The organism is Pseudomonas sp. NFPP28 (assembly GCF_900115535.1).
In the GTDB taxonomy this organism is placed as follows: Bacteria; Pseudomonadota; Gammaproteobacteria; order Pseudomonadales; family Pseudomonadaceae; genus Aquipseudomonas; species Aquipseudomonas extremorientalis.
Window position 1 is genome coordinate 405,344 of the sequence record NZ_FOWT01000006.1, and the last position, 24,326, is coordinate 429,669.

A 24,326-nucleotide genomic window follows, 5' to 3' on the forward strand; every position below is an offset into this window, starting at 1 on the left:
TGGAACAAATGTGGGAGGGGGCAAGCCCCTCCCACAGTTTTGACTGCAGTTCTACAGGTGGATGCGGTCAGGCTTTGGTGACCAGGCCATCCGCCCGGAACATCCCGCGAATCCCGCGCACTGCCTGGCGGATCCGGTCCTGGTTCTCGATCAGCGCAAAGCGCACGTGATCATCGCCATACTCGCCAAATCCAATCCCGGGCGACACACATACCTTCGCCTCCAACAGCAATTTCTTGGCAAATTCCAGCGAGCCCAGGGCGGCATACTGCTCGGGAATCTTGGCCCAGACGTACATCGATGCCTTGGGGTTCTCCACCATCCAGCCCAGCTCATGCAGGCCCTTGACCAGCACATTGCGGCGCTGGCGGTACTGCTCGGCGATGTCCTTCACGCACTGTTGGTCGCCTTCCAATGCAGCAATCGCGGCGACTTGCAGCGGGGTAAAGGTGCCGTAGTCGTGGTAGCTCTTGATCCGCGCCAGGGCGTTGACCAGCTCCGGGTTACCCACCATGAATCCGATGCGCCAGCCGGCCATGTTGTAGCTCTTGGACAGGGTGAAAAACTCCACCGCAATGTCCTTGGCGCCAGGCACTTGCATGATCGACGGGGCTTTCCAGCCGTCGTAGACGATGTCGGCGTAGGCCAGGTCATGCACCACCAGCACGTCGTACTGCTTGGCCAGGGCGATCACGCGTTCGAAGAAATCCAGCTCCACGCACTGCGCGGTAGGGTTGGATGGGAAACCGAGGATCATCATTTTCGGCTTGGGGATCGAGCCGCGAATCGCCCGTTCCAGCTCAGCGAAGAAGTCCACGCCAGGCACCAGCGGCACTGAACGCACCTGGGCACCGGCAATCACCGCACCGTAGATGTGGATCGGATAGCTCGGGTTGGGCACCAGCACCGTGTCGCCCTGGTCCAGAGTGGCGAGCATCAAGTGCGCCAGGCCTTCCTTGGAACCGATGGTGACGATGGCTTCCGACTCGGGGTCGATGTCCACTTCATAGCGGTCCTTGTACCAGCGCGAAATCGCCCGGCGCAGACGCGGAATGCCTTTGGAGGTGGAGTAGCCGTGGGTGTCTTCACGCTGGGCGACGGTGACCATTTTCTCCACGATGTGGGCAGGCGTGGCGCCGTCAGGGTTACCCATGCTCAAGTCGATGATGTCTTCGCCGCGCCGACGCGCAGCCATCTTCAGCTCGGCAGTGATATTGAAAACATACGGGGGGAGTCGATCTATGCGCGCAAAGCGGCGCGGCGAACCTTGGTCGGCCATTGTTGCCTCGAGAGTACGTAAGCGCCCGGAACCGTCCGAGCGACGTCGGCCACTGCGGTGGCCTGCGGGGCAGACAATACGGTCGATGATGGCCAGTTGTCCAGATGCGTAGGAAAATTTTCTGCATGGAGTAGCGCGTGGATATGCCCCTATACTCGATACGGGTTTGTTCCCTCATAAGAAGGAGACTGTTCGTATGGATCAGCAGACAAAACAACCGTTGGAGCCACGCATGGAAGCAGGCAAGGCCCTGGTGATTGCCGGTGTACAAGGGCGTTATTCGAAGGCCACCGTGGGCGATATCCCCAAGCTGTGGGAGTTGTTCGACACCTGCATCAAGGACATCAAGAAGCGCGTCGGCGGTGTGACCTATGGCGTTTGCCATAACCCCAACCATGGCGAATTCGACTACATGGCGGGTGTCGAAGTCCCCAACAAGGGCGACGTGCCGAGCAACTTTGAATACATCGAAATTCCGCCGCTCAACTATGCCGTGTTCCCGCATTACGGGCCGGTGCAGGCGCTGGAACAGACGTACGAACGCATCATGTTCGAGTGGCTGCCGCACTCGGGCTACAAGGTGATGGGTGCGGATTTCGAACGCTACAGCGAGGATTTTGATGCGCGTAAGGGCACCGGGACGGTGGAGATCTGGTTGCCGGTGGGCGAAAGAGGCTGAAGCACTCGCCGATGTCACGTAAACAGGACATTAACGTCTGAAAGTCATGTTTACGTGACATCAAAGGGCTGGGTTAAACACCCTCTTCAATCTGCGCTCATACCCGATCCGCCCTTTATACGCCTCCCCGCTATCGACCCAACCAGCCGACAGATACAACCCCATCGCCGCCACATTGTCCGCGTCCACCGACAACTCCAGGCCCCTGATCTGCGGCCACGCAGCCAATGCCGCCGCCGGCAGCGCCTGCAAGCACGCCTTGCCGAACCCGCGCCCTTGTTGATGCCGATCGACCTGCAACGCATGCAGGGTCGCGCTGTGCTCATCGGCCCAATGGGGCAGGCACGGTGGGCGTTTGAGCAGCAGGAAGGCCACCGGGATTTCATCGGCGAGCAGGGCGAAGCCTTTGATGGCACCGGTGCTGGGATTGACCAGCAGGCTGTTCAGCGCACAGTAGATATCGCCGGAGTACGGCAGTTGCTCGGGATGCACTTGCAGGGTGTCGAGTTGCTGTTTCTGCACAAGGCTCAGCGTCTCATAGGCGACGAGGCGGGTTTCCATCGGTGGCGCATCCGAAATCCTACAAAGAGGCGTGGATTCTAGCGGGTTTGCCGAGGGCGAAATTATTTTTAAGCGGGGTGTCGATTTGTCGGCGGGCCATTCGACCAAGGGTGTCTTCCGTGATGTTTTCCAACCCGAGGAGTATCGCCATGAGCACTGCCATCAACACCCTGATCGAACAATGGAAGCAAGCTGTCACCGCCAAGGATGTCGACAAGATTGTCAGCTTTTATGCCGAGGATATCGTCGCGTTCGACGCCGTTGGCGCCCTGCAATTCAAAGGCAAGGCCGCCTACCAGGCGCACTGGAAGGCCTGCATGGAGTTCTGTCCCGGCCCCGGCATTTTCGACTTTCATGAGCTGCATATCGTAGCCGGAGAAGACAGCGCCTTTGCCCACTGGCTCGCCCACTGTGGTGGCGCCGGGCCGGATGGCGTGCTCAAGACGTGCTGGATGCGGGTCAGCGCCGGTTACCAGCGCATCAACGGGCAGTGGAAGGTGGTGCATGAGCACTGGTCCGCGCCTTTTGACATGGAAACCGGCGCCGGTCTGTTCGACCTGAAACCTTGACCTGCGCGATCTATAGTCAGCAATCCGAAAACGGAGAACGCCATGAAATACCTGTGCCTGATCTACAGCAACGAACAGGTGCTGCACACCTCGCCGGACAGCCCCGCCGACCCGGAGTGCTTCGCCTACGCGCAGTCCGTGCAGGCCAGCGGTCGCATGCTGGCCGCCGAGCCGTTGGAGTCGGTGAGCACCGCCACCACCGTGCGCATGCGCAATGGCAAGCTGTCGATCACCGACGGGCCGTTTGCCGAAACCAAGGAACAGCTCGCCGGCTTCTACCTGATCGAGGCCCGTGACTTGAACGAAGCGATCCAGGTGGCTGGCGGTATTCCGGCCGCCCGGGTCGGCAGTGTAGAAGTGCGTCCCGTGCGTGAATTGAATCTGTGACTGCAACAACCTCGGTCGATGCCCTTTACCGCAGCGAATCACGTCGGGTTCTCGCAACGCTGATTCGCTTGCTGGGCGACTTCGACCTGGCCGAAGAAGCCCTGCACGACGCGTTTTTCGTCGCCGTGCAGCGCTGGCCCCTGGACGGTGTGCCAGCCAACCCAAGGGCATGGCTGGTGTCGACCGGGCGCTTCAAGGCTATCGACCGTCTGCGCCGCCAGGCGCGGTTTACCCCGTTGTTGCAGGAGCAGGCCGACACGCTGGAAGCGGCTGACTGGAGCGATGAAGACGTGGAAGACGACCGCCTGCGCCTTATTTTCACCTGCTGCCACCCAGCACTGGCGGCAGATGCCCAGGCGGCGCTGACCCTGCGTGAGATCTGCGACCTCACCACCGAGGAAATTGCCCGGGCGTTCCTGGCCACGCCGGCCACCATCGCCCAGCGCATCGTGCGCGCCAAGGGCAAGATCCGCGAGGCGAAAATCCCTTATCAAGTGCCGTCCAGGGACGCGCTGCCGGAGCGTTTGGATGCGGTGCTGCGGGTGATTTACCTGGTGTTCAACGAGGGGTATTCGGCGTCCATCGGTGCCGACCTGACCCGCGAGGAGTTGACCCGCGAAGCGATTCGCCTGGGGCGCCTGCTGCTGGAGTTGCTGCCCGAACCGGAAGTCATGGGCCTGCTGGCCTTGATGCTGCTGCACGAGTCCCGCCGCCCGGCGCGCACCTCGGCCGAGGGTGAGTTGGTGCTGCTGGCTGAGCAGGATCGCTCGCTGTGGGACGCCTCGTTGATTGCCGAAGGTTGTGCCCTGGTCGAGCGCGCGCTGGGCACACGGCGCTTTGGTCCGTATTGCCTGCAGGCCGCCATCGCCGCGGTGCATGCCGAAGCGGCGCGTGCCGATGAGACGGACTGGCCGCAGATCGTCGGGCTCTACGATGTATTGCTCAGGGCCGTGCCGTCACCGGTGATCGAACTGAACCGCGCCGTAGCCCTGGCCATGCGCGATGGGCCGTTGGCGGGGTTGCAGCAGGTGGAGGGCATTCTGGCACGCGGCGAGTTGCTGGATTACCACTTGGTGCATTCGACGCGGGGGGAGTTCTGCCGGCAACTGGGGCGCGTCGAAGAGGCGCGCGCCGCCTACGCAAAAGCCCAGTCGCTGACCCAGCAGGGCCCGGAACGACGTTTCCTCGAACAACGTTTGCAAAACCTGTAGGCGGTGTCATTCGAGCATTTGACTGAGCATCCAACTGCCCGCCGGCCCAGGTGGGTGTTGTCGCGACCACAACGCATCCACCGCCACCGAGCGTGGCCAACCCCGAACGTTGAGTTCAATCAGTTCGGCATTGCCAAAGCGCTCCACCAACCAGCGTGGTAACTCCGCCCAGCCGAAACCGAGTTGAGCCATCTCCATCAGCATCAGAAAACTCGGCGCCGACCACACCCGGCCCATGGGGCGTGTCTCGTTGGGGCTGATGATGCTTGCCAGGCGCAGTTCCCGGTGTTGTTGCAGGGCCTGCGAGTCGATGTTTTCTACGCGCGCCAATGGGTGAGTGGGGGCGACGAACAGTGCGATTTCCGTGCGTTCGGCCACGGGCGAGTGGGTCAGGTCGGGCGGGTAGATGTGCTGGGCTTCGATCAAGGCAATCTGTGCACGGCCGCTCTGCACCAGGGCGATCAGGTCTTCACACTCGGCGATCAGCCATTCCAGTTCAAGGTCCGGGTAGCGATGTTCAAAGGCCTTGAGGGCGATCTCGAAGCGTTCCGACTGATACGTATCGGACATGGCGATCGTGACCTTCGGCTCCAACCCCTGGGACAACTGGCTCGCCGCCAGTTCCAGGCGACTGCTGGCCTCCAGCACCTGTTCGGCGCGCTGCAGCAGCACATGGCCGGCCGGGGTCAGCGTCGGCTTGCGGCTGCTGCGGTCGAACAGCACCACATCCAGGTCAATCTCCAGGCTCGCCACGGCCGCACTGACGGTGGACTGGCTCTTGCCCAGCTTGCGTGCCGCCGCCGAAAACGAGCCTTGGGTAGCGGCCTGGACAAACGCTTGCAGCACTTCGTGGGAGGCCATGACTATCGCCTTGATCGATGGTTATTAGTTATGAAGTATCGATTCAAAGGGTAATCATGGCAACCATCGTCCTTCACCGAGCACAGGTTATGAGCCCTACCAAGTCGATTACTGAACGCGTTTGCCAGGCCCTGGGTTTTGAAGGCCTGGCGTTGTTGATCTGTACGCCGCTGCTGGTCTGGATCACCGGCAGGCCGGCCCTGGAAATGGGCGCGGTGACCCTGGGCCTGAGCTTGTTGGCGCTGACCTGGAACATCATCTTCAACAGCCTGTTCGACCGCCTCAAGGTGCGCCTGCAACTGTCCAACGGCGGTTGGACGCGGGTGTTGCATGCGCTGATGTTCGAAGGCGGGCTGATCATCGTCGCCGTGCCGCTGATCGCGGCGTGGCTGAACATCAGCCTGATGCAGGCGTTCATGCTCGACATCGGCGTGTTGCTGTTTTTCCTGCCGTACACCTATGTGTATCACTGGGGGTATGACGTGATCCGGGAAAAAATCATCAACAGAAACGCGCCTGCAGGTTATGTGTGAAATCAGAGGAACATGCCGCCTGAGGCTTCGATGCGTTGCCCGGTGATCCAGTGGCTGCCATCGGCCAGCAGGGTCGAGATCGCCCCGCCAATGTCGTCCGGCAAACCGGCGCGACCCAGGGCGGTGTTGTTGGCCACCATCGCATTCACATCCGGGTTGTCGCGCACGGCGCCGCCGCTGAAATCCGTGGCAATGGCGCCAGGGGCCAGGGTGTTCACGCTGATCCCGCGCGGGCCCAGTTCCTTGGCCTGGTAGCGCGACAGCACTTCCACCGCACCTTTCATCGACGCATAAGCCGCATACCCCGGCAGGCTGAACCGCGCCAGGCCGCTGGAAATATTGAGGATGCGCCCACCATCGCAGATCAGCGGCAGCAATTTTTGCGTGAGGAAAAACGGTGCCTTGAAGTGGATCGCTACCAATTGGTCGAACTGCGCTTCGGTGGTCTCGGCAAAACTGGCGTGGACGCCGATACCGGCGTTGTTGATCAGAAAGTTGAAGTGATCCTGTGCAAACACGTCCTTGAGCAGGGTGCCGACTTCGCCGACAAAGGCATCGAAGCGGTCGCTCTGGCTCACATCCAGTTGCAGCATGGCGGCGCGGCCACCCAGGGCCTGGACCTGCTCGACCACCGTCTGGGCTTCAGCTGCCGCGCTGTGGTAGGTGCCGATGATGTCGACGCCCTGGGCCGCCAGGTGCAGCGCGGCGCTTTTGCCCAGGCCACGGCTGGCGCCGGTGATCAGTGCGATTTTACGGGGCATGGTGCAGTCCTCTCAGGTGATTGGTGGGACTGAGTGTATTTATTCGTCCGTAACGTGATAAACAGCGCCATACCGGAATCACTGGCCGGATAAGGCGAACAATCCCATGAATAAACTTGAGCTGTTGCGTACCTTCGTGCGCGTCACCGAACTGTCGAGTTTTACCCAGGCCGGCGAGAGCCTCGGCCTGCCGCGCTCGACCGTGTCCGAGCATGTGCAAGCCCTGGAAGAACTGCTCGGGGCGCGCCTGTTGCAACGCACCACGCGTAAGGTGCAGGCGACCCAGGACGGCCGGGTTTTGTATGAGCGCAGCAAGGACCTGCTGTCGCACATGGAGGAGTTGGAAGGGTTGTTTCGCCAGGATGAGGCGCAACTGAGCGGGCGCATCCGGGTGGACATGCCCACCGTGATGGCGCGGGAGTTGATCCTGCCGCGCTTGCCCGAATTCATGGACGCGCACCCGCTGATCGAGCTGGAGATCAGCAGTTCCGACCGCCAGGTGGATCTGATCGCCGAAGGCTTTGATTGCGTGTTGCGTGTCGGCGCCCAGCCGGATCAAACGGTGGTCGCACGAAAAGTCTGCAGCATGCCGATGGTCAACTGCGTGAGCCCGGTCTACCTGCAACGCTATGGCACGCCGATGACCCTGGCGGACCTGGCGCAGCATCAACTGGTGCATTACGTACGGCCGCTGGGGTCACGCTCGGCGGGCTTCGAATACCAGCAGGGCAATAAGGTGCACCGCGTGCCGATGGCCGGGCGGGTCACGGTCAACAGCACAGATGCCTATCAGGCTGCTTGCCTGGGTGGTTTCGGGATTACCCAGGTGCCGTTGCTCGGTATCCGCGAGTTGCTGGCGCGAGGCGAACTGGTCAGCGTCCTGCCGGATTACCCGGCTCCCCCATTGGACGTGTCGATGCTCTATGCCGGGCAACGGCATTTGCCGCAACGTGTGCGGGTATTCATGGAGTGGCTGGCTGCGACGTTGCAAGCCCAGCTCTAACGCCGTGCCGACAATTGCTGCGGCGCCAGGAACGCGTCGTGGAAGTAATCGCGCACCGCCTGCATCGCCGGGGTGAACGCGCGTTCGCGGTGCCAGGCCAGGCCCACGCTCATCGGCGTGACGGGGTCGGTGACGGTGAGGGTTTCGATGCGCTTGCCTTCCAGGGACCAGGGCCGATGCACCAGGTCGGACAGGATCGCCACGCCGCTGCCATTGGCGACCATGCTGCGCACCGCTTCCACCGAACTGGTGCGCAGCCGCACCTGGGGCGTTTGCCCGGCCTGTTCCCAATAGCGCATGGCGCTGTGTTCGGCCTCGTCGACGGTGAGCAGGATGTAGGGTTCCCGGGCCACATCAGCCAGGCTCACGGCGCCGCGCTCGCACAGCGGGTGGTGGCTGGGCAGCCACAGGCGGCGTTCCGAGTTGAACAAGATCTCCGAGACGATAGCCGGGTGGGTAAGGTTCGCGGTGAGCACCACCGCCATATCGAACTGGCCGTCGAGCAAACCCTGTTCGATGGCCTGGCGTTCCTGCTCGAAGACCTCGATGGTCACGTCCGGGTGCCAGTGCTCCATGCGCTGCAAGTGGTGCGGCAGGAAGTAGCCGAGCACCGTGTAGCTGGCCGCCAGGCGCAGCACGCCGCTGGCGCGGTAGTCGGGCAGCGGGCTGTTCAGCGCGTCATCGACACTGCGCAGGATCACGTAGGCGCGGTTGAGAAAATGCCGCCCGGCGTCAGTCAGGTTCATGCCCTGGGCCGAACGCACGAACAGTTGCACACCGAGCATGCCCTCCAGCTCCTTGATCGCCGTGGTCACCGCCGACTGGGAGATGTTCAGGTGGATGGCCGCCTGGGAAATCTGGCCGATCTCGGCGGTGGCGACAAAGTAGCGGACTTGGCGCAAGGTCAGGGACATCGGCCTCTCCAAAACGTAGGGCTATCTGATTTTCAGAAGATGGGTCATCTGATAATAGATCTTCCCAAGGGGTCAAGGGGCAGCCTACTTTTCCTGCATCACTTAGGCGGAGCGACTTCGATGCAGGCAGTGGATTTCAATTCGGACATGGGCGAAGGCTTTGGCCCCTGGACCATCGGCGATGGCGTCGACGCTGAGCTGATGGCCTACATCAGCTCGGCCAATATCGCCACCGGCTTCCACGCCGGCGACCCCGGCACCATGCGCCGCACCGTCGAGCGGGCCAGGCAATTGGGCGTGGCCATCGGCGCGCATCCTGGCTTCCGTGATCTGGTCGGCTTTGGCCGCCGCCATATCAACGCTCCGGCCCAGGAGCTGGTGGACGACATGCTCTACCAGCTTGGCGCCCTGCGGGAAATTGCCCGCGCCCAGGGCATGACCCTGCAACACATCAAACCCCACGGCGCGCTGTACATGCACCTGGCCCGCGACGAAGAAGCCGCGCGCCTGCTGGTGCAGAACCTGCGCATCATCGAGCCGACGCTGCTGCTGTACTGCATGCCCAACTCGGTGATCTGGCGTGTCGCGCAGGAGCTGGGACAGCCGGTGGTCCGGGAGTTTTATGCCGACCGTGAGTACGATCTGACCGGCTCCATCGTGTTTACCCGCAATGTGCGGGCGCTGGACCCGGCGACGGTGGCGGCGCGCGTCCTGCGGGCCTGTCAGACGGGACTTGTTCGAACCGTGGAAGGCGAAGACCTGTTTATCGAATTCGACTCCATCTGCCTGCACAGCGACACCCCCGGTGCGCTGGAGCTGGTGGAAGCCACCCGCGAAGCGCTGGACCAAGCGGGCATCACGGTCAAGACACCACAATAAAAATCATCGCCTTATTTTTTCGCCTGCCTTTCTACAATGATTCCAAGAGGAACAGACATGGCTGAAACGTCCCCCATCCGCTACAGCTTCGGCGGTGATGAACACCTGTTTGCCGAGGTCAGCGACAGCATGTCCCTGGAGGCCTTTTTCAAGGGCATGGCGGTGACCCGCGCGGTGGAGCGCCTGGCGCTGGAAGGCGTGCTGGATGTGTGCCTGGCCAACGCATCGTTCCAGATCCGCTTCGACCCCGACCGCATCGCGCCCCATGTATTGCTCGACGCGGTGCAGACCGCCGAAGCCCAGGCCGTGGCCGAACGCACGCTGCACACGCGCATCATCGAAATCCCGGTGCTGTACAACGACCCGTGGACCCATGAAACCCTCATGCGTTTTCGCGACCGCCACCAGGACCCCAGCGGCACCGACCTGGAATACGCTGCGCGTATCAATGGCCTGGCCGATGTCGACGCGTTTATCGCTGCCCACAGCGGTGCGCCGTGGTTTGTGTCGATGGTCGGGTTTGTCGCGGGCTTGCCGTTCATGTTCCAGATGGTCGAGCGCGAGCGGCAGTTGCAGGTGCCCAAGTACCTGCGCCCGCGCACCGACACGCCGAAACTCACCCTCGGCCATGGCGGCTGTTTTGGTTGCATCTACTCGGTGCGCGGTGCCGGCGGTTACCAGATGTTCGGCGTGACCCCGGCGCCGATCTATGACCCGGCGCAGCAGTTGGCCTACCTCAAGGAGCACATGGTGTTCTTCCGGCCAGGCGATATCGTGCAGTTCAAACCCATGGACCGTGACGCCTACGACCGAGCGGTGGCCGAGGTGGACGCAGGACGTTTCGACCTGCGTATCCGTCCGGTGGAATTTTCCCTCGACGCTTTTCTCGCCGACCCCATTGGCTACCCGAAAACCCTGCAGGAGGCGCTGGCATGATCAAGGTCCTCAAACCCGGCCTCGCCACCTCCGTGCAAGACCTTGGCCGCGAAGGTTACTACCACCTGGGCATCCCGCCGTCGGGTGCGTTGGATCAATACGCGTTGAGCGCGGCCAACCACCTGGTGGGCAACCCGGTGGGCGCGGCGGGTCTGGAATGCACATTGATCGGCCCTGAACTGCAGTTCCAACAGGATGCGCTGGTGGCCCTCAGCGGCGCCCTGATGTCGCCGCGCCTGGACGGTGAAGTGGTGCACCAGGACACCGCGTTCCAGGTGCGCGCCGGGCAGGTGTTGCGCTTTGAATTTCCCAAGGCGGGGGCGCGTACTTACCTCGCGGTGGCCGGTGGCATTGATGTGCCGCTGGTACTCGGTAGCCGCTCGACCTACACCCTCGGCGCGCTTGGCGGCTTTCAGGGGCGGCGCTTGCAGGAAGGCGATGAATTGCCCATCGGTGAAGCCAGTGGCACGGGACGCGCGGGCAACAGTCTGCCGATGGCGTTGCGTCGCTCAGTGGGCGGGGATATCACCCTGCGCGTGGTGCCGGGGCTGTATTACGAGCGCCTCACGGATGCGGCAAAAAGCAGCTTTTTCGCCGAGCCCTGGGCCGTGGGTTCCGAAGCCGACCGCATCGGCTATCGCTTCAAGGGCGGCAGTGCGTTGAACTTCCAGCCACGGGAGCAGCCGTTTGGCGCGGGGTCGGACCCGTCGAACATCGTCGACAGTTGCTACCCGATCGGTTCGATCCAGGTGCCGGCCGGGTTGGAGCCGATTGTGTTGCACCGGGACGCGGTGTCGGGCGGTGGCTACGCGATGATCGGCACGGTGATCAGCGCCGACCTGGATTTGATCGGGCAGATGCAACCGAACCAGCGGGCAGGGTTTGTGGCGGTGACGCTGGAGCAGGCGTTGGAGGCGCGGCGTGTCTACAAGAAGCGGTTGAAGATCATGTCCGGGCTGTTCGCTGGATAAAACTGTGGGAGGGGGCTTGCCCCCGATAGCGGTGGACCAGCCAGCTTCTCTATAGCTGACCCACTGCAATCGGGGGCAAGCCCCCTCCCACATGTTCAATCACTGTTGTGTCAGAAGAGTTGGGTGAACAGCCAGTAGAGGCTACCCGACAGCAGAATCGCCGCCGGCAACGTCAGCACCCACGCCATCGCCAGATTGCGGATCGTGCGCATCTGCAACCCGCCCCCGTTCGCCACCATGGTCCCCGCCACACCCGACGACAGCACATGGGTGGTCGACACCGGCAACCCATACATGTCTGCCGCGCCGATGGTCAGCATCGCTACCATCTCCGCCGAGGCGCCTTGGGCGTAGGTCAGGTGGGTCTTGCCGATCTTCTCGCCCACGGTCACCACGATGCGCTTCCAGCCGACCATGGTGCCCAGGCCCAGGGCGATGGCCACGGCGATTTTCACCCACAGCGGAATAAAGCGCGTGGAATTGTCGATCTGTTGCTTGAACAGTTGCAGCTTGCCCTGGGTGTCGGCGTCGAAGCTGCCGACCTTGCCCTTGTCCATCAGGCGAATGGTTTCGCTGGTCAGGTACATGTCGTTACGCACGTTGCCGACGGCTTCGGCAGGCACCTTGGCCAGGGAGCCATAACCTTTGACTTCATCACCGATCTGCCCGGCGAGGGCGGCGAGGGCGGGGACCAGTTCCGGGGTGGCTTCCTTGGTGCGCACGTAGGTGGAGAGGATCGGGCGCGGGTCACCGGTCAGCGCTTGCGGGGCACTTTTCACCAGGGCGACCTGGGTGACTTCGGCCACTGCCGCGAACTGCAGCGACTGCTCGGCCGGCATGGTGCGGTTCAGCGCGTAGGCCATCGGCAAGGTGCCCACCAGGATCAGCATGATCAGGCCCATGCCTTTTTGCCCATCGTTGGAGCCATGGGCAAAGGACACGCCGGTGCAGGTGGCGATCAGCATGCCGCGGATCCACCACGGTGGCGGGGTGTCGCCCTTGGGTGCCTTGTACAGCGCGCGATTCTTGACGAAGGCGCGCAGGGCCAGCAACAGCATCGCCGCAAACGCGAAGCCGATCAGCGGCGACAGCAGCAAGGCGTAACCGATCTTGATCGCCTGGCTCCAGTCCACACCGCTGGTGCCGTCACGCCCGTGCATCAAGGCATTCGCCACGCCCACGCCGATGATCGAACCGATCAGCGTGTGGGACGACGACGCCGGCAAGCCCAGCCACCAGGTGCCGAGGTTCCACAGGATCGCGGCGATCAGCAGGGCGAAGATCATCGCAAAGCCGGCGGAAGAACCCACCTGCAGAATCAGCTCGACCGGCAGCAACGCAATAATCCCGAACGCCACCGCGCCGCTCGAAAGCAGCACGCCGAGGAAGTTGAAAAAGCCCGACCACACCACCGCAAAATGCGGCGGCAGCGAGTTGGTGTAGATCACCGTCGCCACGGCGTTGGCGGTGTCGTGGAAGCCGTTGACGAACTCGAAACCCAAGGCGATCAACAGCGCCACGCCCAGCAGCAGAAACGGCGTCCAGGTGGTGAGCTGGGCGCCCATTTCATGCATGTCGTGCATCAGGCTGTAGGCGGTGAACAACAGGCCCATGGCGAGCACGGCAAAGAAGATGATTACCGTCACCAGGCCGGGTTTCTTGTCCAGCCTGGGCTTGGGCGCGGCGGGTGAGGCGTGGGTGGAGGCAGTCAGGGAAGGGGTGGCCATGCCGGGGCATCCAGTGTGGGGAGGATGCCGTTCATAGTCATTGCAGAATGTTACAAAGATACTGCCATAGGTCAGTGTTTGGAGGATTGAGCATGCTGCTGGTCAGTAGTCATTCTAAACGTCCGGTCCGCCATCATCAGGAGGCAATGCCTATTGAAGGAGACAATTTTCAGTGTTGTTAAGTTTGATGTCGGGTCTTATTGGTAATGCCTGTTTCAGAGTGACTTGATACTCGTATGTACCTGTTATATTTGACAGTAGACGTACTAATGAGGGGGGCGGTTTAATCGAGTTGTCGGCCTGATTCAATTAATTTAAAAAAGGTGAATGTGATGGCTATTCCTACTCTCCCAAAAATCCAGATTCCTCAAGCTATACCTAATGCCTATGGTGAAAGCGTCCGCGTGGGGCATTTTGATATATTGAAAGTTGTTGTTCCTCCAATTACTTACACTCCACCTTTTGGGTATAACACTGTCACAGTACTGATTGATGGCAAGCCAGTCCAAGAAACATTGCTTGAACCAGGGGACTCCGACCTTATTCTACTTGATATCCCACCCTTTGCGCTAAAGTGCTGCTGGCAAACAATCGGATATACGGTTGCACATGTCCATGGTACGGATATTTCAGAAACACTCTTGCTTCTCAATGAGGGCACGTGAGGCTGAGATAAATGTTTTAACGGGCGCCAAACTGGGTTGGCGCCTCTATTTATTTGAAAATCACGTGTTTACTTGTCTTTCAAGACGGTGCTGTTTCAGGCGTCAAGGTTTAATTAGGACCCCCTGCTAGGGGCGTGGTTACGCAAATCTCAAGTCAATAGTCTTTACGCTTGCGAAAGGCCCACCGCCCGGCAATCAAGGTAAAGGTCGCCACCAACGCCACCAGGATCCAGAAGCCTTCCGGGTCCTGCGAAAGCGGCACACCTCCCACGTTCATGCCGAAAAAACCGGCGATGATGTTGATCGGCAACGCCAGCACCGTCACCACGGTGAGGGTGAACAGTGTGCGGTTGCTCTGCTCGTTGAGGTTGGCGGCGATCTCTTCCTGTAACAGCTTGATGCGTTCGCCCAGGGCCATCAGGTCGTTGATGATCAGCGCAAACTCCTCGGTGGATTTGCGCAGCTCTTTCACGTCCTCTTTTTGCAGCCATTGCGGCGGGCGGTTGAGCAGGCGCAGCAGCGAACCCGGTTCCAGCGCCAGCAGGCGTTGCAGGCGCACCAGCACCCGGCGTGCGGCCCCCAGTTCAGCGCGGTTGGTGGACAACCGTGACGAGAGCAATTGGTCCTCGATATGGTCGACGCTGATGCTGGTCTTGCGCACGATCTGCGTCAGCACTTCACCCTGGTCACGCAGCAAGTGCACGAGCAAGGCCAGCGGTGAGCGGAAGCTTTCACCGGCTTTCACCGACGAGCGCAGCTTGTCCACCGAGTGCAGCGGTTGCAGGCGTGCGCTGATCAACAGGCGGCTGCGGGCGCACACCCACAGCGTAGAAATGTCCGACGAGACCATGCTGCTGAAGTTGAACACCACGTCGTTGACCACCGCCAGCAAGGCCGAGTCAACATGCTCGATGCGGGTTGAGCGCGAACCTTCATGCAGGGCTTCGAAGAACTCTTCCGGCAGGTCCAGATGCGCCTGCATCCAGCGCTCGCATGCGGCGTGGGCCAGGTTCAGGTGCAACCACAAAAACTCGTCCGGGTCGGCCGGCTGGCGCAAGGCCTGGAGGGCCGTGGCCGAATCGATCTGCTCGCCCTTTTCACCGGGGCGAAAACGGAAACCGTAAAGCAAGCCGAACAGGTCTGAGTCCTGGTGGCTGTGGTCGATGCTGTGGTTCATGGAGACTCGCAGAGAAAGGGCCTGTAGGACGTTTCACAGGTCGCGCAGCGAATCATTGCAAGGTGATATGACGATTCTGTGACCGTTTGACGGTGCCCACAAAAAAACGCGCCACCCGAAGGTGGCGCGTTTTTCACAGGGGGTAAATCAAGTGTCCAGCTTGTCTTCCAGCACGGCGCCGGTCTTGGCGTCGAGCTTCACTTCAAACCGCTTGCCGGCGGTGTCGGTCAGCTCGACTTCGTAGACCAGCACGCCGCTGTTGTTGTGGTCCAACTCGGTGTCGTTGATGGTGGCGCCAGCGTGTTTGGCCAGGGCGGCAGCGTTGAGTTTGTCGAAAGGCATCACGGCGCCGGACTTGAGCAGGCCTTCAATATGATCCGGGCGAACATCCGCCTGGGCCAGGCCGGCGGTCAGGGTCAGGGCGGTAGCGGCGAACAGAGCGGTCAAGGTTTTCATGGTGTGTGTCCTTCTTCGGTGAGCTGTTTAAGTGGCGCCAGATTAACCGGCGCAACTTAACTCATCCTTAATGGCACACTGACCACTCAGTACTTATAGTCGTTCAGCAGGTCTTGCACGCTGGACGACGGCCAGCGCTTGTAGAACTTCAGCAGTTCGGCGGCGCGGTTGGTGAAGATGCCATCGACGCCGGCCTTCATCACTTTGTCGAAGTCCACCGGCTCATCGACGGTGTAGACGTGCACCAGCAGACCCTTGTCGTGGGTCAGCTTGTTCATCTCCGGTTTGACCAGGTCCGAATAGCTCTGGTCGCCGTGGTTGGTCAGCTCGGCCGATGGGCCGGTGCCGATAGCGCCGAGGCTCTTGGCTTCGTCGACCCATTTTTCGAACTCGGCGGCATCCTTCGGTTCCTGCTTGGCGTAGTAGGCGGCCTTGGTGGTTTCGCCGGACTCAGCGAACGTCTGCTTGTTTTTCGGCTCGATGCTGCCTTCACCCACCCACAACAGCAGGATCTTCGGGGTGTTGGGCATTTCTTTCTGCAGCTCTTTGAGGCTGGCAACCTCGAAGGTTTGCAGCACCACGCGGCCCTTGCCCTGGCCGACGCCGGTGTTGCTCTTGCCCAGCTTGGAGCCGGCGGAGCTCAGCCAGCCTTTATCCAGCAGCTTGTTCTTCAGGTCGGCTTCGATGCCCGGGAATTGCTTGGGCTCCTTGGTCTCGATGTACAGGCCGGGTTTGTGCGACGGGTTGCCTTCGGCGATCTTGATGATGTCGTCCAGGCTCTGGATTTTCAGGCCGACGAAGCCTGGACGCGCGCGGTCCGGGTAGGCGGCGTTGAACCAGCTGCCGGCATCGAGGGTTTGCAGTTCTTTCCAGGTGAACTCGTTGGCCGGGGCGTCCTTGCGGTCGGGGAACTTGGTGGCCACGTCGGTGGTGCGCTGCAGGTTGTTGTCGTGCAGGGCGAACAGCACGCCGTCCTTGCTGCGCTGCAGGTCCATTTCCAGATAGTCGGCACCCAGGTCGCGGGCAATCTTGTAGGCCGCGGCGGTGGATTCGGGGGCGTCGTAGGACGCGCCACGGTGGGCGATCACGGCTGGGTACGGAATGCCTTCGTTGGTTGCCAATTCAGCCGGGCTGATCGGGTCGGCAGCCTGTGCCTGGCCAAGGCCGAGCATCAGGGCGAGCAGCAAGGCACTCTTGGTAAACGTGACAGGCATATGCGAAGTCCTTTCGTGGAGGTAGCTTTGAGAAGGCCTCCTTTTTAACAATTGATTGCGAAAGGCGCTATCACCAAACCGACATTAACGTGTGCACGCCTCGATTTTCTGCGTTTTTTTTGCAGGCATTGCAGTACTCTTGCCCGAAGCTGCCCCGTTAGAGGGCGGTACTTTGTGCCACGCGTGTAAACCATCTTTCCAGTCCCTGTGGGACTTTTCAGTGAGGTTTACCATGCGCATCACCTCCGAGCTTATCTGCCAGGCCGCCGACCAACTCCGTGGTTTTGTTGGCCTCAACCGCAAGACCGGCCAGTACATCGTGCGTTTCAGCGAAGACGCCTTCGGCATGGACGTGGCCGATGACGGCATCATTCCCACCGCCGAATTCGTCTGGCTGCCGGCCCCGGAACAGACCATGACGCTGTCCCGCGAGCGCATCCAGTTGCTGCTGGACCAGAACATCGACGACCGTATCAACATCACTGAACCGTTGCGGGTGTATATGCGGCGGGTGGAGGTTCCGCAGATCAGTGCGTTGCGCAGTCTTGTAAGCTGATCCTGTGGTGAGCAGGCAAGCCTGCTCACCACAACGAGCCTCTTGATCATGCTTGCTGGCAAGCCTTGAGCAGGGCAATCGCCAGGGGTGGGGTGATGCCTTTAAGCGCGGCGCGTTCGGGTTGGAACAGGGTGGCGACGAAGAACGGGTGGTCGAGCAGCTCCACGGCTCGCAGATCACCTGCCGAGTCATGGCCGCTGGGGATCAGGTCGCCTTCCAGCAGTGCGTCGAGAAACTCAGGGTTCACGCCGTAGCGGCAACGATAGCCTTCCTGCACATCAAGAGTGCCGTAGGCTTCTGCAATACGCGTGTAGGAGACCAGGCGCACAGTGTCGGTGGCTTCCACCAGCGCACAACTCAGTGGCGCGATCACGGCGCGCCTGGCGTGCGGCGCAAGTTCGCCGTGCTCGGCATCCTTCCAGCCCAGTACGTTGCGCGCATATTCCACCACCGTGTGCTGAAAACCGCCGCAGGTGCCGAGGAACGGCCGGCGTTGCTCGCGGGCAAAACGGATCGCCCGCAGTGCGCCATCGGTGTCGCGGTAGGGGCTGGCGGGGACGCACCAGAAGCCGTCGAAATCGTGCAGTGATTGCGGCAGGGTATCGGTGTCGAGCCATTGGACATGCACGCTCAGCCCCAGGGTCTCGGAGGCCTGTTGCAAGGCCACGGGAATGGCTTGGTGGGCGATGACATCGGGGTTGTAATCGCCGATCAGGGCAAGGTGCAGAGGTGTGGTTTTCATCGTGTACATCCCATGACTTGTGGTGTCCTGGGGCGCACTATAGATTGGCGTTCACGCAATCAATATTGGCGTTTGCCCATATGTTCAATGCAGCTACGCACTATTCACTCGATTACCCTGATTTGTCGCTGATCCTCGCGCTGGTGCGTGGCGGTACGCTCGCACGGGCGGCCGCGTTGTTGCGGGTGGACGTGTCCACGGTGTTCCGCGCGGTGCGGCGCCTGGAGGCGGCGCTGGGCCAGACATTGTTTGAAAAAAACCGCGCCGGCTACCTGCCCACCAGCCTGGCAAGCAACCTGGCGCAGCAGGCCGAGCGTGCCGAACAAGCGCTGGAGGCGGCGCGCATTGGCGTGGAGCAGGGCGGTGAGGTGATCAGCGGCACGGTGCGCCTGACCTGTACCGACTCCGTACTGCAAGGTCTGCTGTTGCCGGCCCTGGCGCAGTTCATGCCGCACTACCCGGCATTGACCCTGGAACTGAGCACCTCGAATGACTTCGCCAACCTCAGCCGCCGTGACGCGGATATCGCCCTACGCCTGACCCGCACGCCGCCGGAGCATCTGGTTGGTCGACGCCTGGGCAGCGTGGCTTATCAGGTGTGTGCCAGCGCGGATTTTGCTCGTCAGCACGCCGGCCGCGAGTTGGCCGACCTGCCATGGATCGCCCCGGATGACTTCCTGCCCGACCACCCCACGGTCGCCTGGCGTCGCGAGCATCTGCCCGGTGTACGTCCCAGTTATCGCTGCAACAGCATGTTGTCGGTTACCGAGCTGGTACGGGCAGGGTTGGGGGTGGCAGCCTTGCCGGACTTTCTATTGGGCGACGGCCTGCAATCGCTCGGCCCCGCGTTGGCAGGGCATGACACCGCGTTGTGGCTGCTCACGCGCCCGGACTGCCGAGCGTTGCGCTCGGTGGTGACCCTGTTCGATGAGCTGGGACGGCAGGTGCGTTTGCCTTAGGTTTTTCGCACAAAATGCTCATGCATTTCGCAGGTCAGGCTTTCAATGTGCTCAGTCAGTTGTTTGGTCATTTCCGTGAGCCGGGTGTTTTGCTCCAGCAGTTCCAGTAACTGTTTGGTGGTCTGCGCCGCCTGGGCCTGGCGCTCGGTATTGGCGATCGCCAGGGCTTCACGGTGCTGCGCATCCGCATCGGACTGCGCCTTGTCGCGTGCGGCCTGGCGGGTCTGGGCCAGCAGGATCAGCGGCGCGGCGTAGGCCGATTGCAGGCTGAACGCCAGGTTGAGCAGGATGAACGGGTACACATCGAAATGCGTGATGCCGGTCATGTTCAGTACCACCCACAACACCACGATGGCGGTTTGTGCGCCAAGGAAGGTCGGCGTACCGAAGAAGCGCGCGAAGGCTTCGGCCTTGAGGGCAAAGGTGTCGTTGCCGAAGGTCGGCGCCAGGTGGGCGTGGGGGCGGTGGAAGCGCAGGTGGTCGACGGGGGTGGCTTCGGGCTTTTCTGGGGTCATGGCGGGCTCGGATCTCATGCTTGAAGAACAACCAGCACTATAGACCGAGCCCCCGGCACTCCGTATGAAGATCGGGTCAGTTGCCGCCACGCTCGTTGGCGAATGCACTCACCGCCTGCACCGCTTCGCTGGTGCCTTGGCGAATCTGCAGGATAACTGTGCCAGCCTGGTTGGCCATTTCAACGCCTTGGGCGGCGCGGTCGCGGGTGGCGTCCATGCTGTCGATGGCTTGTCGGGTTTCAGCCTGAATCATCGCGATCATGCTGGAAATCTCCGTGGTGGAGCCGCTGGTGCGCGCCGCCAGTTGCCGGACTTCGTCGGCTACCACGGCGAAACCACGGCCTTGTTCACCCGCACGCGCGGCCTCGATGGCGGCGTTGAGGGCCAGCAGGTTGGTCTGGTCGGCGATACCGCGAATGGTGTTGACGATGGCAGTGATCTGTTGCGAGCGATCACCGAGCTTGGCGATCAGTTGTGAGGAACTGTCGATGTCGGCAGAAATTTCGCGCATGCCGTTGGCTGTTTTCTGAATCACCTCGGCACCTTTTTCTGCCATGTCCTGAGTGTTCAAGGACAGGTGATAGGCCTGCGCCGCACTCTGCGCGTCCGCCGCATGCTGTTGCACGCGGGCGGTGATGTCCGAGGCGAACTTCACCACTTTGCACAGCCGCCCGCTGGCGTCGTACACCGGGTTGTAGTTGGCTTCGAGCCACACGACCTGGCCGTTTTTATCCACCCGCTCGAACTGGCCGCTGAACATTTCCCCCTGGTTCAGGCGTTTCCAGAAGTCGCTGTAGGTTGAGCTGCTGGCCAGTGCCGCGCTGCAGAACATCCGGTGATGCTGGCCCTGGATCTGCGCCAGGGTGTAACCCATGCGCTGCAGGAAGTTGGCGTTGGCGGTGATGATGGTGCCGTCGAGGTTGAACTCGATCACCGCCATGGCGCGGCCAATGGCATCCAGTTTGGCATTGGCTTCGCTTTCGGCCTGCAGGCGCGGGGTGACGTCCATCGCGTATTTCACCACTTTGGTCACCAGGCCCGCGTCATCACGCACTGGGTTGTAGCTGGCTTCCAGCCACACCGACTGGCCATCACCGGCCACCCGTTCAAAGGTGCCGGACTGGAATTGGCCGTTGCGCAGGTTTGACCACAGTTGGCTGTACTCGGGGCTACGGGCGAAGGCCGGGGTACAGAACATTCGATGGGACTGGCCCTCTACCTGCTCGGCGCGGTAGCCCATGGTCTGCAGGAAATTGGCATTGGCGCGCAGCACATTGCCGGACAGGTCGAATTCGATCACCGCCATGGAGCGCTCGATAGCGTCCAGCAGGCTGGCCTGTTGGGCGATGGTGTGTTGCTGGGTGCTGATGGTTCTTTTATGTGTGTTGAATAGCATGTGCGGTGCTCGGGCAAGCAGACTCTGGGGTTTCCTTGGATATGCGCCTGCCCCCGTAAGGCGTACGCCATACGGTTGACTTGCTCATTGCCAGCTTCCTTGTGCTGACAGAGGGGGGTGGGACAACGGGTTCAGAGTGATCAGCCTGACAAGAAGTTCGCCCGTGTGGGAGGACCTTTTTTGGGTAGGCGACCAGTGGTGGCATTATGCTTTCTTGTTGGGTGCTTTCTGGTCTTTTCAGACGAGGAGTCGTAGGACGACTTCAGGCGGAATGGGCGATCACTTCGTCGCTGACATTGACCCGGTTGCGCCCGGTGTCCTTGGCGGCGTACAGCGCGCGATCCGCTGCATTCAGCCACATCGCGGCATCGCTGAAGAAGGGTTGGAAATCGGCCAGGCCGATACTCAGGCTGACCCGCAATTCGGGGATCTGCGGGTTGCGGTAATTGCTGAAAGTTTCGCGCATGCGTTCCATGATTTCGGCAGCCTGTTCCAACGGCATTTGCGGAAGAATCACACAGAACTCATCGCCCCCGTAACGACCGGCCAGGTCGTTTTCCCGCAGGTTGCGCCGCAACTCCAGGCTCAACTGCCGCAGTACCGCATCGCCGACGATATGGCCGTGGGTGTCGTTGATCTGCTTGAAGTGGTCGATGTCGATCAAGGCAATGGTGGCGTGGCTCCGCTGCTGCCGGCACTTGTGGAACTTGAGGTGCAGCAGGTCCTTCCAGGAACCGTGATTGAGCAGCCCGGTGAGGCTGTCGGTGCGGCTCAGGGCGCTGAGGGCGCGCTTGTGTTCGGACAGTTTGATTGCCAGTTGATAACAGACCATGCCGATGGCCATGGGGTAGAGCGTCAGCATCGGCAGGCAGGTGTAGACCTGCAGCAGGCTGACATCGGGGTTGAACCGGATGCCGAACAGCGCGCCGGCCACGCCGATTCCAAGCCCTTGTGCGCACAGGCCACGCAGGAACAGGCGCTTGCCGCCGGCGGCGACATTATTCATGGTCATCATCGACAGAATGGTCACGGCCGTCAGTGGCGTGAACTGCGTGGCGGCGGCCCAGAAGCCGCCGAGCAGCGAGTCATACAGCAGGTTGCGTTGTTCTGCCTGGTAGGGGTACTGCGAGCGGGCCGACAGTTGATACGCCACATGCGCCCAGGCAAACCCGTTGAACAGCAGGAGTGCCCACACCCAGCCCGGCATGGCGAGAGTGTAAAGGGCGCCGCTGACGCTGATACAGCCGATAGAAAGGCCGATGATCCTTGGCTTGTAGATACGCTTGGCAAATGAAAGCCCTTTGCCTTGTCTGTTTTCCATAAATTCCTGGGGCAGCTGTTTTTTGCAGATACGGTGGCGCACGTTCGCTGGATCAACCGTTGATCGGATAATGCCTGTGAATATTGTCAGTTATTCGCGTGGGAATAATCAGTGTCCTTCCAGGCCATTTGCGCAAAACAGAGGGCGAATGCGTCAAAAGCGACCTGGAATGTCGCTCACACAACAGGTTTTTTATGGCTGGCGGGGCAGGGTGACTTCGTAGCCGGCGAGGAACAGGTCGATGGCCGACTCGATCACGCTGGCCTGGTGGGCGGCATCCAGGGTGGGTTGGCCGAGGGTAATCTGTGGCCAGAAGGCGAAGGCCTTGAGCAGGCTCTGGATCTGGTGGGCGGCGAAGGCCGGGTCGGAGCAGTTGAGCCGGCCGTCTGCCTGGGCGGCGCGAACCCATTGGGTGAAGCCTTCTTCGCGTTGGCTCAGGCGGGTGACCATGTCTTGCGCACGTTCCGGCGAATGGATGGTGGCGGCGATGGCGACCCGGGCCAGGTCGAGGAAGTTGGTGTCCGACATCATCTTCATCTTCGCCTCCAACAACCCGCGCAGTTGTTCGCGCAATGGGCGGTCGCTGGCGTAGCTGACGTCAAGTTGGGCGACGCTGCTGGCCCAGAGCTGATGAAGAATTTCTGCGAACAGTTCTTCCTTGCTGGGGAAGTGGTTGTACACGGTGCGCTTGGATACGCCGGCAGTGGCGGCGATCTTGTCCATGCTGGTGACCTCGAAACCGTTTGCGCGAAATTCGGCGATGGCCGCAGCCACAATGGCTTCGCGTTTACGGTCGGTGAGGCGTTGAGGGGCAGTCATGGGTGGGGCTCGGCTCTTGGACGAAAATTACACTCGGTAGTTTACTTGCTCCGGGTTTTGTTGCAATCTTGAAACTACACTGTGCAGTGTAATTTATAAGCGATCTGTAGGAGTCACCCGGTAATGGCCACGATCTCGTCCCGTGTCGATTCTTCGCCAGCAGCGCCCAAGCAAGGCCAAGGGCACTTCAGCAACGATGCCCCCGTGCAGCACGGTGGCTTCGGCAAAACCTTGCGCATTTTCTGGAATATGCTGTTCAACAAACCCCGCAGCACGCGGCCGGTGGGGCAGATTCCGGTACAACCGCTGACGCGCGAGCAATTGCTGGCGGCCCCGGATCACAGCGTATTCCGCCTTGGACATTCCACCGTGTTGCTGAAAATGCGCGGTAAATTCTGGGTAACCGACCCGGTATTTGCCGAGCGCGCCTCACCGTTCAGTTGGGCCGGCCCCAAGCGCTTCCATCAGCCGCCGATCAGCCTTGAAGAGTTGCCGCCCCTGGAGGCAGTGATTCTGTCCCACAACCACTACGACCATCTTGACCGCAAGGCTGTCGTCCAATTGGCCGACAAGGCTCGTTATTTTCTTGCGCCGCTGGGCGTGGGCGACATCCTGGTCAAGTGGGGGGTGGATGGCAGCAAGGTGCGCCAGCTGGATTGGTGGCAGGGCACCGAGGTGGATGGCGTTCGGTTTGTCGCCACCCCTGCGCAACATTTTTCCGGGCGCGGTCTGTTTGATGCCAACCAGACCCTGTGGTGTTCCTGGGTGATGATCGATGGACCTCGGCGGATTTTCTTCAGCGGTGACACGGGTTACTTCGACGGTTTCAAACGCATCGGCGAACAGTACGGTCCATTTGACCTGACACTGATGGAAACAGGTGCTTACAACGTCGACTGGCCCCATGTGCACATGCAGCCAGAGCAAACCCTGCAAGCGCATATCGACCTCAAGGGCCGCTGGTTGCTGCCGATTCACAACGGCACTTTCGACCTGGCGTTCCATGCCTGGCATGAGCCGTTCGACCGCATCATGGCCCTGGCCTGGGAGCGCAACGTGTCGATCACTACGCCGCAGATGGGGCAGGCGTTCAGCTTGAATCAGCCAGAGCGTGGAGGTGCGTGGTGGCTGGAGGTGGAAACCCAGGGGGCACAGGAACACCTCGCAGGCTGACGGAGGAGGCTATGGAAAAAGGAGTTTTCAAGCTGTTTCAGAGCTGCGACAGGCGCCAGGCA

27 protein-coding genes and 1 pseudogene are annotated in these 24,326 nt (G+C 61.2%); 13 read left to right on the forward strand and 15 right to left on the reverse strand.

Annotation, left to right across the window (positions count from 1 at the left end):
- Positions 1-67: 67 nt before the first annotated feature.
- Positions 68-1,279, reverse strand: a complete 1,212-nt coding sequence (alaC, locus tag BM110_RS18335) for an alanine transaminase (RefSeq protein ID WP_071489483.1) — start codon at positions 1,277-1,279, stop codon at positions 68-70.
- Between the two features lie 196 nt (positions 1,280-1,475).
- Here alaC and BM110_RS18340 point away from each other — a divergent pair, with 196 nt between their 5' ends.
- Complete coding sequence (locus tag BM110_RS18340; protein WP_071489484.1) at positions 1,476-1,958, forward strand: GyrI-like domain-containing protein; 483 nt, start codon at positions 1,476-1,478, stop codon at positions 1,956-1,958.
- Positions 1,959-2,018: 60 nt separating this feature from the next.
- On the opposite strand, the gene BM110_RS18345 is transcribed toward BM110_RS18340, so the two are convergent.
- On the reverse strand, positions 2,019-2,519 hold the full coding sequence (locus BM110_RS18345) for a GNAT family N-acetyltransferase (protein WP_071489485.1): 501 nt from the start codon (positions 2,517-2,519) through the stop codon (positions 2,019-2,021).
- A gap of 149 nt (positions 2,520-2,668) precedes the next feature.
- Here BM110_RS18345 and BM110_RS18350 point away from each other — a divergent pair, with 149 nt between their 5' ends.
- From BM110_RS18350 to BM110_RS18360, 3 genes are read left to right on the forward strand one after another with little or no spacing between them, the layout of a single operon-like run.
- A complete protein-coding gene (locus tag BM110_RS18350; RefSeq protein ID WP_093513940.1) occupies positions 2,669-3,088 on the forward strand; it encodes a YybH family protein in 420 nt (139 codons plus the stop codon).
- Between the two features lie 42 nt (positions 3,089-3,130).
- Positions 3,131-3,475: a YciI family protein gene (locus tag BM110_RS18355; protein WP_016978318.1), complete on the forward strand. Its 345-nt coding sequence runs from the start codon at positions 3,131-3,133 to the stop codon at positions 3,473-3,475.
- Positions 3,472-4,686 (forward strand): RNA polymerase sigma factor, encoded by a 1,215-nt coding sequence (locus tag BM110_RS18360; protein ID WP_093125402.1) that lies wholly within the window; start codon positions 3,472-3,474, stop codon positions 4,684-4,686. The genes BM110_RS18355 and BM110_RS18360 overlap by 4 nt, the downstream gene beginning before the upstream one ends.
- Positions 4,687-4,692: 6 nt before the next feature.
- On the opposite strand, the gene BM110_RS18365 is transcribed toward BM110_RS18360, so the two are convergent.
- Positions 4,693-5,547, reverse strand: a complete 855-nt coding sequence (locus BM110_RS18365; RefSeq protein ID WP_092247065.1) for a LysR family transcriptional regulator — start codon at positions 5,545-5,547, stop codon at positions 4,693-4,695.
- 89 nt (positions 5,548-5,636) lie between these two features.
- On the opposite strand from BM110_RS18365, the gene BM110_RS18370 reads away from it, so the two are divergent.
- Positions 5,637-6,080, forward strand: coding sequence for a multidrug/biocide efflux PACE transporter (locus tag BM110_RS18370; RefSeq protein ID WP_092247068.1), 444 nt, complete (start codon positions 5,637-5,639; stop codon positions 6,078-6,080).
- A gap of 2 nt (positions 6,081-6,082) precedes the next feature.
- Here the strand turns inward: BM110_RS18370 and BM110_RS18375 are convergent, their stop codons facing one another.
- On the reverse strand, positions 6,083-6,841 hold the full coding sequence (locus BM110_RS18375; RefSeq protein ID WP_093513941.1) for an SDR family NAD(P)-dependent oxidoreductase: 759 nt from the start codon (positions 6,839-6,841) through the stop codon (positions 6,083-6,085).
- A 106-nt stretch (positions 6,842-6,947) separates the two neighbouring features.
- Here BM110_RS18375 and BM110_RS18380 point away from each other — a divergent pair, with 106 nt between their 5' ends.
- Entirely contained in the window at positions 6,948-7,844 is an 897-nt protein-coding gene (locus BM110_RS18380) for a LysR family transcriptional regulator (protein WP_093513942.1), read from the forward strand.
- Here the strand turns inward: BM110_RS18380 and BM110_RS18385 are convergent.
- Positions 7,841-8,758, reverse strand: coding sequence for a LysR family transcriptional regulator (locus tag BM110_RS18385; RefSeq protein ID WP_071489492.1), 918 nt, complete (start codon positions 8,756-8,758; stop codon positions 7,841-7,843). The two genes, BM110_RS18380 and BM110_RS18385, sit on opposite strands and share 4 nt — an antisense overlap.
- Positions 8,759-8,878: 120 nt before the next feature.
- On the opposite strand from BM110_RS18385, the gene BM110_RS18390 reads away from it, so the two are divergent.
- Genes BM110_RS18390 through BM110_RS18400 form a run of 3 tightly spaced genes read left to right on the forward strand, consistent with a single transcriptional unit; the run spans position 8,879 to position 11,544 of the window.
- Positions 8,879-9,637, forward strand: coding sequence for a 5-oxoprolinase subunit PxpA (locus BM110_RS18390; protein ID WP_092247074.1), 759 nt, complete (start codon positions 8,879-8,881; stop codon positions 9,635-9,637).
- A gap of 57 nt (positions 9,638-9,694) precedes the next feature.
- Positions 9,695-10,573 (forward strand): 5-oxoprolinase subunit B family protein, encoded by an 879-nt coding sequence (locus tag BM110_RS18395; RefSeq protein ID WP_071489494.1) that lies wholly within the window; start codon positions 9,695-9,697, stop codon positions 10,571-10,573.
- Positions 10,570-11,544 carry a 5-oxoprolinase subunit C family protein gene (locus BM110_RS18400; RefSeq protein ID WP_093513943.1) on the forward strand — a complete coding sequence of 325 codons (975 nt, stop codon included), beginning with the start codon at positions 10,570-10,572 and terminating at the stop codon, positions 11,542-11,544. The genes BM110_RS18395 and BM110_RS18400 overlap by 4 nt, the downstream gene beginning before the upstream one ends.
- A 110-nt stretch (positions 11,545-11,654) precedes the next feature.
- Here the strand turns inward: BM110_RS18400 and BM110_RS18405 are convergent, their stop codons facing one another.
- Positions 11,655-13,271, reverse strand: a complete 1,617-nt coding sequence (locus tag BM110_RS18405; RefSeq protein ID WP_071489496.1) for an inorganic phosphate transporter — start codon at positions 13,269-13,271, stop codon at positions 11,655-11,657.
- Positions 13,272-13,603: 332 nt separating this feature from the next.
- Between BM110_RS18405 and BM110_RS29415 the strand changes: the two genes are divergently transcribed.
- Positions 13,604-13,936: a hypothetical protein gene (locus tag BM110_RS29415; protein WP_139220340.1), complete on the forward strand. Its 333-nt coding sequence runs from the start codon at positions 13,604-13,606 to the stop codon at positions 13,934-13,936.
- 154 nt (positions 13,937-14,090) lie between these two features.
- Here BM110_RS29415 and BM110_RS18410 read toward each other — a convergent pair whose 3' ends face one another.
- The 3 genes from BM110_RS18410 to BM110_RS18420 form a co-directional block, all read right to left on the reverse strand.
- Positions 14,091-15,113 carry a transporter gene (locus BM110_RS18410; RefSeq protein ID WP_058423173.1) on the reverse strand — a complete coding sequence of 341 codons (1,023 nt, stop codon included), beginning with the start codon at positions 15,111-15,113 and terminating at the stop codon, positions 14,091-14,093.
- Positions 15,114-15,260: 147 nt separating this feature from the next.
- Positions 15,261-15,569 (reverse strand): PepSY domain-containing protein, encoded by a 309-nt coding sequence (locus BM110_RS18415; protein ID WP_092247089.1) that lies wholly within the window; start codon positions 15,567-15,569, stop codon positions 15,261-15,263.
- A gap of 86 nt (positions 15,570-15,655) precedes the next feature.
- The gene (locus BM110_RS18420; protein ID WP_092247092.1) at positions 15,656-16,783 is read right to left on the reverse strand and encodes a glycerophosphodiester phosphodiesterase family protein; all 1,128 of its coding nucleotides are present in this window, start codon (positions 16,781-16,783) and stop codon (positions 15,656-15,658) included.
- Positions 16,784-17,015: 232 nt separating this feature from the next.
- On the opposite strand from BM110_RS18420, the gene BM110_RS18425 reads away from it, so the two are divergent.
- Positions 17,016-17,339, forward strand: coding sequence for a DUF2025 family protein (locus tag BM110_RS18425; protein WP_071489502.1), 324 nt, complete (start codon positions 17,016-17,018; stop codon positions 17,337-17,339).
- Positions 17,340-17,385: 46 nt separating this feature from the next.
- On the opposite strand, the gene BM110_RS18430 is transcribed toward BM110_RS18425, so the two are convergent.
- Positions 17,386-18,081, reverse strand: coding sequence for a CTP synthase C-terminal region-related (seleno)protein (locus tag BM110_RS18430; RefSeq protein ID WP_175538852.1), 696 nt, complete (start codon positions 18,079-18,081; stop codon positions 17,386-17,388).
- Positions 18,082-18,161: 80 nt separating this feature from the next.
- Between BM110_RS18430 and BM110_RS18435 the strand changes: the two genes are divergently transcribed.
- On the forward strand, positions 18,162-19,040 hold the full coding sequence (locus BM110_RS18435; RefSeq protein WP_093513945.1) for a LysR family transcriptional regulator: 879 nt from the start codon (positions 18,162-18,164) through the stop codon (positions 19,038-19,040).
- On the opposite strand, the gene BM110_RS18440 is transcribed toward BM110_RS18435, so the two are convergent.
- The 5 genes and pseudogenes from BM110_RS18440 to BM110_RS18455 form a co-directional block, all read right to left on the reverse strand.
- The gene (locus BM110_RS18440) at positions 19,037-19,555 is read right to left on the reverse strand and encodes a DUF1003 domain-containing protein (protein ID WP_058427265.1); all 519 of its coding nucleotides are present in this window, start codon (positions 19,553-19,555) and stop codon (positions 19,037-19,039) included. The two genes, BM110_RS18435 and BM110_RS18440, sit on opposite strands and share 4 nt — an antisense overlap.
- Before the next feature lie 76 nt (positions 19,556-19,631).
- Positions 19,632-20,111, reverse strand: coding sequence for a methyl-accepting chemotaxis protein (locus BM110_RS30235; RefSeq protein WP_371914601.1), 480 nt, complete (start codon positions 20,109-20,111; stop codon positions 19,632-19,634).
- Between the two features lie 117 nt (positions 20,112-20,228).
- Positions 20,229-20,951 (reverse strand): annotated as a pseudogene (locus BM110_RS30240) (PAS domain-containing protein); the annotation flags it as partial.
- Positions 20,952-21,213: 262 nt separating this feature from the next.
- Positions 21,214-22,272 (reverse strand): diguanylate cyclase, encoded by a 1,059-nt coding sequence (locus tag BM110_RS18450; RefSeq protein WP_071489505.1) that lies wholly within the window; start codon positions 22,270-22,272, stop codon positions 21,214-21,216.
- A gap of 192 nt (positions 22,273-22,464) precedes the next feature.
- A complete protein-coding gene (locus BM110_RS18455) occupies positions 22,465-23,091 on the reverse strand; it encodes a TetR/AcrR family transcriptional regulator (protein WP_093125459.1) in 627 nt (208 codons plus the stop codon).
- Between the two features lie 123 nt (positions 23,092-23,214).
- Between BM110_RS18455 and BM110_RS18460 the strand changes: the two genes are divergently transcribed.
- Complete coding sequence (locus BM110_RS18460) at positions 23,215-24,264, forward strand: MBL fold metallo-hydrolase (protein WP_092247111.1); 1,050 nt, start codon at positions 23,215-23,217, stop codon at positions 24,262-24,264.
- Positions 24,265-24,326 lie beyond the last annotated feature (62 nt).

What these genes read in the sequence shown, in the direction of transcription:
- BM110_RS18460 (WP_092247111.1), top strand. Translation starts at nt 23,215, where the DNA reads ATGGCCACGATCTCGTCCCGTGTCGATTCTTCGCCAGCAGCGCCCAAG.
- BM110_RS18405 (WP_071489496.1), bottom strand. Translation starts at nt 13,271, where the DNA reads ATGGCCACCCCTTCCCTGACTGCCTCCACCCACGCCTCACCCGCCGCG.
- BM110_RS18450 (WP_071489505.1), bottom strand. Translation starts at nt 22,272, where the DNA reads ATGGAAAACAGACAAGGCAAAGGGCTTTCATTTGCCAAGCGTATCTAC.
- BM110_RS30235 (WP_371914601.1), bottom strand. Translation starts at nt 20,111, where the DNA reads ATGGCAGAAAAAGGTGCCGAGGTGATTCAGAAAACAGCCAACGGCATG.
- BM110_RS18395 (WP_071489494.1), top strand. Translation starts at nt 9,695, where the DNA reads ATGGCTGAAACGTCCCCCATCCGCTACAGCTTCGGCGGTGATGAACAC.
- BM110_RS18380 (WP_093513942.1), top strand. Translation starts at nt 6,948, where the DNA reads ATGAATAAACTTGAGCTGTTGCGTACCTTCGTGCGCGTCACCGAACTG.
- BM110_RS18365 (WP_092247065.1), bottom strand. Translation starts at nt 5,547, where the DNA reads ATGGCCTCCCACGAAGTGCTGCAAGCGTTTGTCCAGGCCGCTACCCAA.
- BM110_RS18425 (WP_071489502.1), top strand. Translation starts at nt 17,016, where the DNA reads ATGCGCATCACCTCCGAGCTTATCTGCCAGGCCGCCGACCAACTCCGT.
- BM110_RS18435 (WP_093513945.1), top strand. Translation starts at nt 18,162, where the DNA reads ATGTTCAATGCAGCTACGCACTATTCACTCGATTACCCTGATTTGTCG.
- BM110_RS18415 (WP_092247089.1), bottom strand. Translation starts at nt 15,569, where the DNA reads ATGAAAACCTTGACCGCTCTGTTCGCCGCTACCGCCCTGACCCTGACC.
- BM110_RS18375 (WP_093513941.1), bottom strand. Translation starts at nt 6,841, where the DNA reads ATGCCCCGTAAAATCGCACTGATCACCGGCGCCAGCCGTGGCCTGGGC.
- BM110_RS18390 (WP_092247074.1), top strand. Translation starts at nt 8,879, where the DNA reads ATGCAGGCAGTGGATTTCAATTCGGACATGGGCGAAGGCTTTGGCCCC.
- BM110_RS18340 (WP_071489484.1), top strand. Translation starts at nt 1,476, where the DNA reads ATGGATCAGCAGACAAAACAACCGTTGGAGCCACGCATGGAAGCAGGC.
- BM110_RS18370 (WP_092247068.1), top strand. Translation starts at nt 5,637, where the DNA reads ATGAGCCCTACCAAGTCGATTACTGAACGCGTTTGCCAGGCCCTGGGT.
- BM110_RS18385 (WP_071489492.1), bottom strand. Translation starts at nt 8,758, where the DNA reads ATGTCCCTGACCTTGCGCCAAGTCCGCTACTTTGTCGCCACCGCCGAG.
- BM110_RS18440 (WP_058427265.1), bottom strand. Translation starts at nt 19,555, where the DNA reads ATGACCCCAGAAAAGCCCGAAGCCACCCCCGTCGACCACCTGCGCTTC.
- BM110_RS18350 (WP_093513940.1), top strand. Translation starts at nt 2,669, where the DNA reads ATGAGCACTGCCATCAACACCCTGATCGAACAATGGAAGCAAGCTGTC.
- BM110_RS18410 (WP_058423173.1), bottom strand. Translation starts at nt 15,113, where the DNA reads ATGAACCACAGCATCGACCACAGCCACCAGGACTCAGACCTGTTCGGC.
- BM110_RS18430 (WP_175538852.1), bottom strand. Translation starts at nt 18,081, where the DNA reads ATGAAAACCACACCTCTGCACCTTGCCCTGATCGGCGATTACAACCCC.
- BM110_RS18420 (WP_092247092.1), bottom strand. Translation starts at nt 16,783, where the DNA reads ATGCCTGTCACGTTTACCAAGAGTGCCTTGCTGCTCGCCCTGATGCTC.
- alaC (WP_071489483.1), bottom strand. Translation starts at nt 1,279, where the DNA reads ATGGCCGACCAAGGTTCGCCGCGCCGCTTTGCGCGCATAGATCGACTC.
- BM110_RS18400 (WP_093513943.1), top strand. Translation starts at nt 10,570, where the DNA reads ATGATCAAGGTCCTCAAACCCGGCCTCGCCACCTCCGTGCAAGACCTT.
- BM110_RS18355 (WP_016978318.1), top strand. Translation starts at nt 3,131, where the DNA reads ATGAAATACCTGTGCCTGATCTACAGCAACGAACAGGTGCTGCACACC.
- BM110_RS18345 (WP_071489485.1), bottom strand. Translation starts at nt 2,519, where the DNA reads ATGGAAACCCGCCTCGTCGCCTATGAGACGCTGAGCCTTGTGCAGAAA.
- BM110_RS18455 (WP_093125459.1), bottom strand. Translation starts at nt 23,091, where the DNA reads ATGACTGCCCCTCAACGCCTCACCGACCGTAAACGCGAAGCCATTGTG.
- BM110_RS29415 (WP_139220340.1), top strand. Translation starts at nt 13,604, where the DNA reads ATGGCTATTCCTACTCTCCCAAAAATCCAGATTCCTCAAGCTATACCT.